Source organism: Sphingomonas sp. NFX23, from assembly GCF_049887795.1.
In the GTDB taxonomy this organism is placed as follows: Bacteria; Pseudomonadota; Alphaproteobacteria; order Sphingomonadales; family Sphingomonadaceae; genus Sphingomonas.
Window position 1 is genome coordinate 489,958 of sequence record NZ_JAGEKH010000004.1, and the last position, 11,624, is coordinate 501,581.

The 11,624-nt window shown below is 65.8% G+C and carries 13 protein-coding genes; 8 read left to right on the forward strand and 5 right to left on the reverse strand.

Going from position 1 to position 11,624, the window contains the following annotated elements:
* Positions 1-83: 83 nt before the first annotated feature.
* Positions 84-341, forward strand: coding sequence for a hypothetical protein (locus J4O76_RS13110; protein WP_426282290.1), 258 nt, complete (start codon positions 84-86; stop codon positions 339-341).
* On the opposite strand, the gene J4O76_RS13115 is transcribed toward J4O76_RS13110, so the two are convergent.
* Together J4O76_RS13115 and J4O76_RS13120 are read right to left on the reverse strand one after the other, a co-directional pair.
* Positions 338-1,093, reverse strand: a complete 756-nt coding sequence (locus tag J4O76_RS13115; RefSeq protein ID WP_426282291.1) for a DUF72 domain-containing protein — start codon at positions 1,091-1,093, stop codon at positions 338-340. The genes J4O76_RS13110 and J4O76_RS13115 overlap by 4 nt on opposite strands.
* Positions 1,094-1,190: 97 nt before the next feature.
* Positions 1,191-2,306, reverse strand: coding sequence for a Gfo/Idh/MocA family protein (locus tag J4O76_RS13120; RefSeq protein WP_426282292.1), 1,116 nt, complete (start codon positions 2,304-2,306; stop codon positions 1,191-1,193).
* A 185-nt stretch (positions 2,307-2,491) separates the two neighbouring features.
* Between J4O76_RS13120 and J4O76_RS13125 the strand changes: the two genes are divergently transcribed.
* From J4O76_RS13125 to J4O76_RS13140, 4 genes are all read left to right on the forward strand, one after another.
* On the forward strand, positions 2,492-3,472 hold the full coding sequence (locus J4O76_RS13125; protein WP_426282294.1) for an aldo/keto reductase: 981 nt from the start codon (positions 2,492-2,494) through the stop codon (positions 3,470-3,472).
* A gap of 103 nt (positions 3,473-3,575) precedes the next feature.
* Entirely contained in the window at positions 3,576-4,769 is a 1,194-nt protein-coding gene (locus J4O76_RS13130) for a DUF2252 family protein (protein WP_426282295.1), read from the forward strand.
* A gap of 120 nt (positions 4,770-4,889) precedes the next feature.
* Positions 4,890-5,192, forward strand: a complete 303-nt coding sequence (locus tag J4O76_RS13135; protein WP_426282296.1) for a hypothetical protein — start codon at positions 4,890-4,892, stop codon at positions 5,190-5,192.
* A gap of 39 nt (positions 5,193-5,231) precedes the next feature.
* Positions 5,232-5,849 (forward strand): hypothetical protein, encoded by a 618-nt coding sequence (locus tag J4O76_RS13140; RefSeq protein ID WP_426282297.1) that lies wholly within the window; start codon positions 5,232-5,234, stop codon positions 5,847-5,849.
* 19 nt (positions 5,850-5,868) lie between these two features.
* Here the strand turns inward: J4O76_RS13140 and J4O76_RS13145 are convergent, their stop codons facing one another.
* From J4O76_RS13145 to J4O76_RS13155, 3 genes are read right to left on the reverse strand one after another with little or no spacing between them, the layout of a single operon-like run.
* Positions 5,869-6,882 carry a zinc-dependent alcohol dehydrogenase family protein gene (locus J4O76_RS13145; RefSeq protein ID WP_426282299.1) on the reverse strand — a complete coding sequence of 338 codons (1,014 nt, stop codon included), beginning with the start codon at positions 6,880-6,882 and terminating at the stop codon, positions 5,869-5,871.
* 34 nt (positions 6,883-6,916) lie between these two features.
* Positions 6,917-7,291 carry a hypothetical protein gene (locus J4O76_RS13150; protein WP_426282301.1) on the reverse strand — a complete coding sequence of 125 codons (375 nt, stop codon included), beginning with the start codon at positions 7,289-7,291 and terminating at the stop codon, positions 6,917-6,919.
* On the reverse strand, positions 7,264-8,118 hold the full coding sequence (locus J4O76_RS13155) for an MFS transporter (protein WP_426282303.1): 855 nt from the start codon (positions 8,116-8,118) through the stop codon (positions 7,264-7,266). The genes J4O76_RS13150 and J4O76_RS13155 overlap by 28 nt, the downstream gene beginning before the upstream one ends.
* A 105-nt stretch (positions 8,119-8,223) precedes the next feature.
* Between J4O76_RS13155 and J4O76_RS13160 the strand changes: the two genes are divergently transcribed.
* The 3 genes from J4O76_RS13160 to J4O76_RS13170 all read left to right on the forward strand — a co-directional run bounded on the left by J4O76_RS13160 (position 8,224) and on the right by J4O76_RS13170 (position 11,435).
* On the forward strand, positions 8,224-8,850 hold the full coding sequence (locus J4O76_RS13160) for a TetR/AcrR family transcriptional regulator (RefSeq protein WP_426282304.1): 627 nt from the start codon (positions 8,224-8,226) through the stop codon (positions 8,848-8,850).
* A gap of 197 nt (positions 8,851-9,047) precedes the next feature.
* The gene (locus J4O76_RS13165) at positions 9,048-9,998 is read left to right on the forward strand and encodes an alpha/beta hydrolase (RefSeq protein ID WP_426282306.1); all 951 of its coding nucleotides are present in this window, start codon (positions 9,048-9,050) and stop codon (positions 9,996-9,998) included.
* Between the two features lie 153 nt (positions 9,999-10,151).
* Positions 10,152-11,435, forward strand: a complete 1,284-nt coding sequence (locus J4O76_RS13170; protein WP_107953091.1) for a DEAD/DEAH box helicase — start codon at positions 10,152-10,154, stop codon at positions 11,433-11,435.
* Positions 11,436-11,624 lie beyond the last annotated feature (189 nt).

Genomic DNA, 11,624 nt, shown 5'->3' on the forward strand with positions numbered 1-11,624 from the left:
TCGGGTAGCCCTTAACCGGGCGCTCGGCCTATTGATTGGCGGTGACGGTGAATGGTGTCGGGTCGCAGGGAGAAAACCGCTTGATGTCGAACGAGTATGCGCATGGCCGGCGAGACGGGTTGCGGCTGGCGCTGGCAATCTTGGCCGCGGAAGAGGCCAAATGGGCGGCATTGCTGGGGGAGAGTGCATCCTGGCGGACCAACGCCACGCGTGAGGTGCGGCACAAGACGCTTCAGGTCGCGCAAACGCGCGTCCAGACCGTGCTGAACCGGCTTTCTTCCAAGGACGACACTGGGTCGAATGCGGAATTGTCCGCCGCGCTGGCGAAGATCGGGCTTTAGCCCGCCCTGCCGTCCGACGATGCGTCGACCAGTTCGGTCAACTGAAGCGCATCTCCCAGCGCCGCAGAGGCGGCCGTGTTGTCGAACATGCACCATGCCGGGCGCCCTGCTGCGTGGTCCTCGGCAAGCAGGCGCGCATAGTCGCGTAGGCGGTCGAGTCCGTACGCGGTTCGGTACATGTCCGGCGATCCGTGCAGCCGGTAATACGTGAGCCCGCGCCAGCCACCCGGACGTGCCGCCGCCGGGATGCGCGCGGGATCGGCAGCGACCCGCGCCACTTTCTGGGTCGCTAACAGGCTGTCGGCATCGGGCTCGAACCAGCTGGCGTGGCGCGGTCCGCACACGATCTTGGTATCGGTTCGTTCGCCGACGTCCGCAAGAAAGCGAGTGACCGTCGCATGATCGAAGGCGAGGCTTGGCGGTAGTTGCAGGAGGAGGAGCGCAAGCTTGCCACCCAGGCCGGACACCTCGTCGAGAAAGCGATCAAGCGGCGCGGCGGCGTCGTGCAGGCGAAGATCGTGGCTGATCGACCTGGGTATCTTTGCCACGAGCCGGAAATCGTCGGGAACGCTGGCGGCCCATCGAGCCCAAGTCGATTGCCGGTGTGGCCGGTGGAAGGACGAGTTCACTTCGACACCGTGCATCACGGCCGCGTAACGCTGTAGCGCGGTGCCGGTTTCGGGGAAGTTCGGCCGATCCGCGGCCGGTATGCTCCAGCCGGCGGTACCGATCACGCAGCGCGGCTCTGTCACCGGAAAACGACCTTCGCCGAAGCACCACGGCAATCGCCCGGCATCGGTCCCCTGCCCCGCTGGTCATCGCGGCGAAGGAAACGGATGCCGGCGTCGATCATGCCGATTGGGGGATGATGCTGATCATCTCGTCCTCGCTGGGTTCCTTCGCCGGCTTGAGCTTGAGCGCCTGGTCCGGTTCGACATGGCGGCTTCGCGAAGCCGGTTCGAGCGTCACGGTCTCGCCGGTGTCGAGCGATCGCTCGATCGCGGCCAGGACACGCATGTCGAACAGGCCTTCCTCGCCGTCGGCTTCGGGCTGGAGATCCTCGAGGATGCAGTTCGAGAAATACTGCGTCTCGTTGCCGAACTGTTCGACCGGATCGAAGCTGTGCGTCTTGCTGCCGGCGCTGGTCTTCTCGACATAGGTGATGCCGATCTTCGGCCCGAACATGAAGGCGGGCGACGCGTGGATGCTCGCCTTCGTGCCGACGAGCTCGAAGAACTCGGCCGATGCGGTGGCGTAGCTGACGCTGAACTGTGCGACGCGTTCGTCGGGGAAACGCAGGGTCACGGCTACGGTGTCATGAAAGTTGAAGCCGCGCCCGGGGGTCTTCGTACCGATCGCATGCACGGCGATGGGCTCCTGCCCGAACAGGTTGCGGACTGCGTTGAGCGGGTACGTCCCCATGTCCGGCACCGGACCGCCCCAGTAACCGTTGTGACCGCGCGAATTGGCCTCAGCGACATTCTGCGCGAACACCGAAACGAAGCTGCACAACTCGCCGAACTCGCCGTCGCGGGCGCGGGTGATCATCTCGACCGTGCCCGGTTCGTTGTGGAGGCGATAGGCGATCATCAGCTTGCCGCCGCCCTTCTTCTGCGCGCCGATGATCTGTTCGGCTTCGGCGACGCTGGACGCCATCGGCTTTTCGAGCAGGACGTGAATGCCCGCTTCGAGCGCGGGAACCGCGTATTGCAGATGAAGGAAGTTCGGCGTCGCGACATAGACGGCGTCGATCTCGCCCGACTTGAGCAGCACGTCATACTGCTCGTAAGTCCATGCCTTGATACCGTAGAGCTTGGCGAGCTTGTCCGCCTTGACCGGATCGCCCGTGACCAATGCCGCGAGTTCCGAATTGTCGGTGCGACCGATGCCCGGCATGAACGCCTGCTGCGAAATCTGGCCACCGCCGACGACGGCATAGCGCACCTTCTTCTTGTGTCCGAACATATCGGTCCTTCGGTGTAGTTTGGGGATGCAGGGCGAACGACGGACGACCATGATCGTTGCATTCTTCGCGTGTTTGCCGCGTACGTCAAAATCCGCGACGCTGCGTTTCCGCAATCGCGCCGCTCATACCGGACCGCATGGCGGTGCCGTTCGTTCGGCACGTGAACCTCTGAGGTAGACGAACCATGGACTACACCAAACTCGGCAGCACCGGCCTGGACGTTTCGCGGCTTTGCCTGGGCTGCATGACCTACGGCATCCCTGATCGCGGCAATCACGCCTGGACGCTCGACGAGGAAACCAGCCGGCCGATCCTGCGCGCCGCGGTCGAGGCGGGGATCAACTTCTTCGACACCGCCAACGTCTATTCGGATGGCACGTCGGAGGAGATCGTCGGTCGTGCGCTGAAGGACTTCACGCGTCGCGACGAAGTGGTGATCGCCACCAAGGTGCACGGGCGGATGCGTCCGGGCCCTAACGGCGCCGGGCTCAGTCGCAAGGCGATCATGGCCGAGATCGATGCCAGTCTCTCGCGCCTCGGCACCGACTATGTCGATCTCTACCAGATCCACCGGTTCGATTACGACGTGCCGATCGAGGAAACGCTGGAGGCGCTGCACGACGTCGTGAAGGCAGGCAAGGCGCGGTATATCGGTGCGTCGTCAATGTTCGCGTGGCAGTTCGCGACAATGCTGCACGTCAGCGAGGCGAATGGCTGGACGCGGTTCGCGACGATGCAGGATTATCTGAACCTGCTGTACCGGGAGGAAGAGCGCGAGATGTTGCCGCTGTGCGACGCCGAAGGGGTCGGCGTGATCCCCTGGAGCCCGCTCGCCCGCGGACGCTTGACGCGCGACTGGGACGAGACCACCGGGCGTTCGCAGACCGACGAGTTCGGCAAGACGCTGTACGCGCATACCGTCGACGCTGACCGCAAGGTGGTGGAGACGGTCGCGACGATCGCCAAGGAGCGCGACGTGCCGAGGGCACAGGTGGCACTCGCCTGGGTGCTGGCGAAACCGGAGGTATCCGCGCCGATCATCGGTGCGTCGAAGACCGCGCATCTCGACGATGCGATCGCGGCGCTCGAACTGGGCCTTACCGACCGCGAGATCGCGCGGCTGGAAGAACCCTATGTCCCGCATGCGGTCGTCGGCTTTTCGTAAGCGATCTGCGGCCGGCTACCGTTGAGCTGGCCGCATCAAGTCCACCGAGCGTAACGCGCATATTCTGCCCGACGGACCGTCCGTCGCGGCACAAAGGACCGATATGACGAAACCGACACTGGCCGAGCGACCGGCTATCCTGGCCGCCAAGCGCCAGCTGAAGATGGCGCGCTCGACCCATGCCTATGTCAGGGGCAACACGACCAAGTTCTACGAATGGCTCGACGAGTCAGCCGCGTCGCGACGCGTTCCGCAGGGGCCGGCGATCTGGATCTGCGGCGACTGCCATCTCGGTAACCTCGGCCCGATCAACGATGGTGGCGGACGGATCGCGATCCAGATCCGCGACCTCGACCAGGCGGTGATCGGCAACCCGGCGCACGACCTGATCCGCCTCGGCCTGTCGCTCGCGACCGCGGCGCGAGGCTCCGACCTGCCCGGCGTGACGACCGCGCACATGATCGAGGAGATGGTCACCGGCTATGCCAGCGCGATGGCCGATCCCGCGAGCAACGATGCCGGACCCGAGCCCGAGGCGGTCCGCAGCGTCAAGCGTCGCGCGCTCGGACGCCGCTGGCGGCACCTCGCCAAGGAGCGGTTCGCGACGCAGGAACCGATGATCCCGCTCGGCGACAAGTTCTGGCCGCTGGAGCAATCCGAACGCGATGCGCTCGCCGAACTGGTCACCGAGCCGGACGTCGCAGCGCTGGTTCTCTCGCTCGACGCGAAGGACCGGGATCGGACCGTCCGGCTGGTCGACGCCGCCTACTGGATGAAGGGGTGCAGTTCGCTCGGGCTGCTGCGGTTTGCGGCACTGGTCGGGCTGAAGAACGCGAAGGGGCGATCGGACTATGCGCTGATCGACTTGAAGGAAGCGACGACACCGATCGCGCCTGCCGCAAAGGGTGCGAAGATGCCGACCGACCAGGCTGCGCGCGTCGTCGAGGCTGCGCGCGCGCTGTCTCCTCACCTCGGTAGCCGGATGGTCGCGGCGCGTGCGCTCGATCGGTCGCTGTTCGTTCGCGAACTGTCGCCGCAGGACCTGAAGCTCGAGGTCGAGCAGTTCAGCGCGGGACAGGCCGTAAAGGCGGCGCGGTATCTCGCCTTCGTTGTCGGCAAGGCGCACGCACGCCAGATGGATACGGACACGCGCCACGAATGGGCGAGCGTGCTCGATGCGGACCGTCGCGGCGCGATCGATGCGCCGAACTGGCTGTGGGAGAGCGTCGTGTCATTGGCGGGAAGCCATGAGGCAGGGTATCTGGAACATTGTCGACGGTACGCGATGCGGGCGTGATCGGCGGTAGGGCTATGCCCGCCGCGGAGTACTCCGAGTGCTGCGTGCTTTACATGACCGATCCAGCTGTCACACTGATCGTTGAACTCGGGCGCATGCGCCGTATCGGAGCATTCGACCATGGACTTCATCGACCGGCGTACGGCCCTTGCCGGTATCGGTGCTGCAATCGGGTGTGCCGCCCTGCCCGTCTCCGCGCGTCCCGCGCCAGACGACGTGTTCTTGCTCAGCTATTTCACCGACAAGGATGAGGGTCGCGAGGGGCTCAAGCTAGCCCGCAGCGACGACGGGTATGTCTTTCGCGCGCTGGGCAATGGTCGTGGCTTCCTGACGCCGATGGTCGGCGAGAACAGGCTGATGCGCGATCCCAACCTGTTGCAGGGACCGGACGGGCTCTGGCATCTCGTTTGGACGAGCGACTAGTTCGGCCCCGTCATAGGCCACGCCACGTCGCGCGACCTGATGCACTGGTCGCCGCAACAGACCATTCCGGTGATGAAAGGCTTTGTCGGCGTCCGTAACAGCTGGGCGCCCGAGGCGATCTACGATCGCGCGCGGGGCGACTTCGTCATCATGTGGTCGAGCAGCATCGACGGCCGTTTCGGGGCGACTGCGGGCGAAAAGTTCGCGGGGATCAAGCTGCGTCCTTATTATACGCGCACCAAGGATTTCCGTACGTTCACGCCGACCAAGTTGTTGTTCGATCCCGGGACCGACTCGATCGACTTCACCTGGCTGAAGCTGGCCGACGGCGGGTTGCGACTAATCTACAAGGACGAGACGCATGACACCGAAACGCGGCGGTGGCTGGTCAGCCGGTCCGCGGCCTCGCCGACCGGTCCGTTCGGGCCAGTCAGCGCGCCGTTCACCAAACCGATGACGGAGGGATCGACGGCGATACGGCTCGGCGACCGCTACATGGTCTATTACGACGTATACGAGCAGCATCGCTTCGGTGGCGCCTCGACCACGGATTTCGTCCACTGGACCGACGAGAGCGCGCGCATCCGGTTTCCCGAAAACGCGCGCCATGGCACAGTCGTTCGCGTGCCTCGCGCCTTTGCCGACAGGATCGCGTGATGTCGGCGGGTGCGCGCGATCAGAACGCGATCATCACCTTGCCGAGATGCTTGGCGGCGGCGAAGTAGCGGACGGCTTCCGGCGCGTCGTCGAAGGCGAAGGTCCGGTCGACCACCGTCGTTATTCCGTTCGCCACCATCGCGTCGAGCAGGTCGACGAACATCGCGCGACTGCCGTTGGCGATGCCGCGGATCGTCACGTTCTTGATGATGAGCGACAGATAATCGGGGATCGCCGGCCCTTCGCCCGGCGACACGCCGACGACGATGATCCGTGCGTTTGCCGCGGCCGCAGCGATCGACTGGCCCAGTGTATCGACGCCGCCGGTTTCGATCACGATGTCGGCACCCTTGCCGTCCGTCTTGGCAATCACCTCGGCTGCCCAATCGGGGGAGGTCCGGTAGTTGACACTGATGTCCGCCCCGAGCGTCCGCGCCGTCTCAAGTTTCGCATCGTGGGACGAGGTGATCGCGACCCGGGCACCGCGTGCCTTGGCGATCTTCAGCGCGGCAAGCGAGACGCTGCCGGTGCCGAGGCACAGAACGGTGTCGCCAGCCTCGACGTGACAGATCTCGACCAGCGCGTTCCAGGCCGTCAGCGCCGCGGACGCAAGCCCGGCGACATCGGCATCGGCCAGCGCATCGGGCACCCGGATGAGCGCCGCCGCGGGCAGGACGATGCGCTCGGCCAGCCAGCCGTCATGCGTGATGCCGATATCGTGCGCAAAGACGTCCGCCCGGAACGCGCCGTCGCGCCAGCTCGCGAAATGGCCGCAGACGACGCGGTCGCCGACCGCGATCTCGGTCACGCCCTCCCCGATCGCGATGACCTCGCCGACGCCTTCGGACATCGGGATGCGGGTCTCGGGTTGGCGAGGACCATAGGTACCGCGCAAGAGTTGTACGTCGCGGCTGATGAGCCCGACGAGACGCGGTGCGACCAGCGCCTCGCCGGGGCCGGCAACTGGGTCCGGCCGGGTCGTTGCGACGAGCGCGTCGATGCCGTCCTGCGCGCCGATTTGATAGGCTTTCATCGAAATCCCCTGAGTTAGGCGCGCGACCGGCGCATCAATCGAATGCCCTTGGGCCGGGCTTGAAGGCGTGGCGGTGGGCGCGCGATGCGAGCCAGAGCGCCAGCAACGTCGGCGCCAACACGGCCCAGGCGAGCGACCCGGCGCCGAGATGGTCGAGCATCACGCCGCCAACGATCCCGCCCGCGGCGATCGCGCCGTTCCACGTCGTCGTCAGCATTGCGTTCGCCAGATCGACGCCGTCCCCCGCAGCATCGGCCAGCGCGGTCTGGAGCTGCGTCGCGGCGCCGCCGAACGACAGGCCCCAGAGGATCGTCGCCGCGATCGTCACGACGGGGCGGGCCGCAAACAGCCCGAGGGCGAGCGATACCGCCGCGAGCGCCGTCAAACTGACCAACACCAGCTGTCGCAAGGCCCGGTCGTTAGCACGCCCGTTACCCAAATGCCGATCAGCGCGGCAACGCCAAACCCTAGTAGCAGCAGGTCGAGCCTGCCCTGCACGCCCGACAATGCGGCGACCGGCGCGATGTAGGTATAGAGGATGTTGTGCGCGGTGATCCACGCGAACAGCGTGACGAGCACGGTGCGTACGCCGCGCGTGCGGAAGACCCGCGCGATCGACAGTCGCTCCTCCGCCGGCTGTCCGGGGAAATCCGGCACCTGCCACAGCACCCAGCCGATCAGGACCAGCGTCGTGATCGACATCAGCCCGAACGCCATGCGCCAGCCAAGCGTGGTGCCCAGCATCGCCCCCAGCGGAACGCCGATCGACAACGCAAGCGGCGTACCGACCATCGCGATCGCCAGCGCCTTGCCGCGCAACGGCGCGACGACCATCCGCCGCGCATAGCCGGCGATGATCCCCCAGCCGAGCCCCGCCGCGACGCCGCCCATGAACCGCGCGACCAGCGTCAGCGCGTAGGAAGTCGACACCGCGGTCACGCAGTTGAAGAGCAGGAACCCGACGATCGCGACCAGCAGCGTCGGCTTGCGACGCCAGCCTTGCGTGTACAGCGTCAGCGGGATCGCCGCGAGCAGCGACCCGACCGCATAGACCGTGACCGTCTGCCCCGCGAGCGACTCCGATACGTCCAGCCCCGCTGCCATGTGCGGCAACAGACCGGCGGGCAGCGTCTCGGTCAGGATCGCGGTGAAGCCGGTCATCGCCAGCGCCAGCAAGGCTGAGATCGGCAGCGTCTCGCTCGCGCCGACGTCGGTCGGAATAGGATTTGGACGCACGAAATACTCACTTCTGGATCGACTGGTCCAGTGCAGTCGACGACCGAACGCGGCTTGTCAACGAATAATGGATCGATTAGTCCATAACGTCGGGAGCGAAGACTTATGGCACGGAGCGGACGACCGCGTGGTTTCGACCGGGATGCGGCGCTGGACAGCGCGATGCACCTGTTCTGGGAGCACGGGTATGAGGGTGCGTCCCTGCTGACGCTGCGCCACGCAATGGGCGACATCTCGTCGGCAAGTTTCTACGCGGCGTTCGGCTCGAAGGAAGCGCTCTACCGGGAAGCGCTGGCACGGTACCTGGATCGGCATGGCAGCATCATCGACGCGCTCGATGACGAACGGGTCCCGCCGCGCGCGCGGCTCGAACAAGCATTGATCGGGTCGGTTGCGGTACAGACCGACGTCGCGCACCCGCTGGGCTGCATGATCACACTGTCGGCGACGATCTCGTCGGAAGCCAGTGCATCGACGCGTGCCCTGACCCGAACCGAGCGCGACGCCACACGGCGAGCGTTGCGTCGGTGTATCACCGCTGGCGTGAACGCAGGCGATCTCGACCCCGGTGCCGACGTCGCAGGACTGGTCGCGCTGTACGATGGATTGGTGCTCGGTATCTCGATCCAGGCGCGCGACGGTATCCCTGCGGAAACGATCCGCGCCGCAATCAGGCACGCGATGGCGGCGTGGGACCTGCACCGATGCGCTCGCAGCGGCGACGGCAAATGATGAGTTGATGCGGCGCTCGCACCAGGCGTTCCGACAAGCGCGCGCCCGTCGTATGGACCGCCTTGACCTAACCCATTCGCGGCTGACGACTCTAAGCTAGCGTCGAGTGTGGCGGAGGTCCGAGGGCGCGATCGATTACCCCGTCTATCTTGCCGATCCCCGTGTGGTAGAACCGCTCCGACGATTGGGGAACGGCGATGCGGACGATCATCATGGCGACGATGTTGCTGGCGCTGGCATCGGGTACGACGTCGGTAGCTGCCGTCAGGGTGGCCGACGCCGTGGCTCAAACTTCGCTGGCGCACGGCAGGGTCGAGGGCCCGTTCGAACTTCACTCCCGGGTCTATCTGGGCACGGTCAGGCGCTATTGGGTGTATGTGCCAGCAGGCTACGACGCGTCGAGGCCACCCAATCTGCTGCTGTTCCAGGATGGTCAGCGCGCGGTCAACCCGGAAGGGTCGCTGAAGCTTCCCGCGGTTCTCGACACGCTGATCGAGCAGAAGGCCATTCCGCAGACGCTGGGCGTGTTCGTCACGCCAGGCAATGTCTCCGCCCGGTATCCCGATACGCTCGGCATGCAGAACCCGGACCATCGGCCGGAGGAATATGACGCGGTTTCCGACGCCTATGCCCGGATGACGCTGGACGAGTTGCTGCCCGCCGTGGCGCGGCGATGGCGGTTTTCGGCGGATCCGAAGCGACGCGCGATCGGCGGCACGTCGAGTGGTGCGATCGCAGCATGGACCGTCGCGTGGCGCCATCCGGACGCGTTCGGCAACGTGATAAGCTTCATCGGCAGCTATACGTCGATCGGCCTGAAGCTCCGCCCGGACGGTACGCCGCAGGCTTATGGCGGGGATACCTATCCCGGCCTGATCCGGAAAAGCGCGATCCGCCCCTTGCGCGTCTTTCTTCAGGACGGACGAAACGACCTGGATAACGAACACGGCAACTGGTTCCTTGCGAACCAGCAGATGCTGAAAGCGCTCGAATGGGCCAATGCGCATGCGGACGCGGAAAAGCACGCGGGGCCGCGGTACGCCATCAACCATGCCTGGACCGAGGGCACGCATTCGGACGCCGACGGCGGATCGATCCTGCCTGACGTGTTGCGCTGGATCTGGCGGGATCAGCAACCCGGCCGGTAAGCCTCGGGTCTGGCTCAGGCCGTGCGTCACCGCAACCACCCGCGTCTCGCTTTCGACATTGACGCAGTGCAGCATCGCACCTACCAGCCCGCGCTCACAAGATGCTTGCCTACAAGGCGCAGTTTAGCTCAGCGCTGGAGGCGCCGCGTGACCATGACCATGACCTTTGCCGATCTCTCCCTCGCGCCGTTTTTGCTGCAGGCGCTAGCTGAGGAAGGCTATGCCCACCCCACCCCGATCCAGGCGCAGTCGATCCCGATGCTGCTGCAGGGACGCGACATGCTCGGCATGGCGCAGACCGGCACGGGCAAGACCGCCGCCTTCGCGCTGCCGCTGCTGCATCGCCTCGCTGCCGACCCCCGCCCTGCGCCCAAGGGCGGCGCGCGCATCCTGGTACTCGCGCCGACGCGTGAACTCGTGTCGCAGATCGCCGCAGGGTTCGAGAGCTTCGGTCGCCATCTAAAGCCGAGCGTGATGACGATCTTCGGCGGCGTCAGCCAGTTCCATCAGGTCAAGGCGCTCGAAGCAGGGGTCGACATCATCGTCGCCGCACCGGGGCGCTTGCTGGATCTGGTCGATCAGGGGCTCTGCGACCTGTCGCAGCTCGAGGCGCTGGTGCTCGACGAAGCCGACCAGATGCTCGACATGGGCTTTGCCAAGCCGATCGAGCGGCTCGTCGCGACGCTGCCGACGGATCGCCACACGTTGCTGTTCTCTGCGACCATGCCGAAGTCGATCGCGGCGCTGGCCGAGAGCCTGTTGCGCGATCCGGCGAAGGTCGAGATCGCCCCGCCGTCGACCACCGTCGACCGGATCGACCAGTCGGTGATGTTCCTAGATGCGACCGACAAGAAAGCGGCGCTGCTGGCACTGCTCAAGACCCCCGACATGGGTCAGGCGGTCGTCTTCACGTTGCAGAAGAACATCGCCAACGATGTCTGCGCGTTCATCGGCGAGGCCGGCATCACTGCCGAGGCGCTCCACGGCAACAAGTCGCAGGGGCAGCGCGAGCGTGCGCTCGACGCCTTCCGCGCCGGTACCGTCCAGGTGCTTGTCGCGACCGATATCGCCGCGCGCGGGATCGACGTCGACACCGTGACGCACGTGTTCAACCACGACCTGCCCAGCCTCCCGGAAAGCTATGTCCACCGGATCGGCCGCACCGGTCGCGCCGGTCGCAGTGGGTTTGCGATCACGCTGTGCGACGCCGAGCAGCGTGCCTGGCTGCACGACGTCGAGCGCGAGATCGGTCGCACCCTGACCGTCCAGGACGATCACGAATGGCACTGCGAAGTGGCGCGCCATTCGACTAAGCGCGCCCCCGTGCTGGGTGGCGGTCCGGTCAAGCAGGTCAAGCCGGCGAAGGCACCGCGCGAGCGGAAGGTCTGGACCGAGGAAGAAAAGCTCGCCGCACGGATGGCCGCAAAGGCCGCCTGATAGCGCTCCGCTGTTTGACGAGGGTGCGCTGCCCCTCGTCGAACGGCGGGACGGTCTCTGTGAGACGGCGATCACGCGTTTGCGGCACGTCCGACGCGGCATCTGAGCGTGGCCAATCCCGCCATGACTCGAAGGTCTGATGAGGGCGTCCAATGGCCATCGGACAGTTTTTCGCCGCACTGCGGAAGA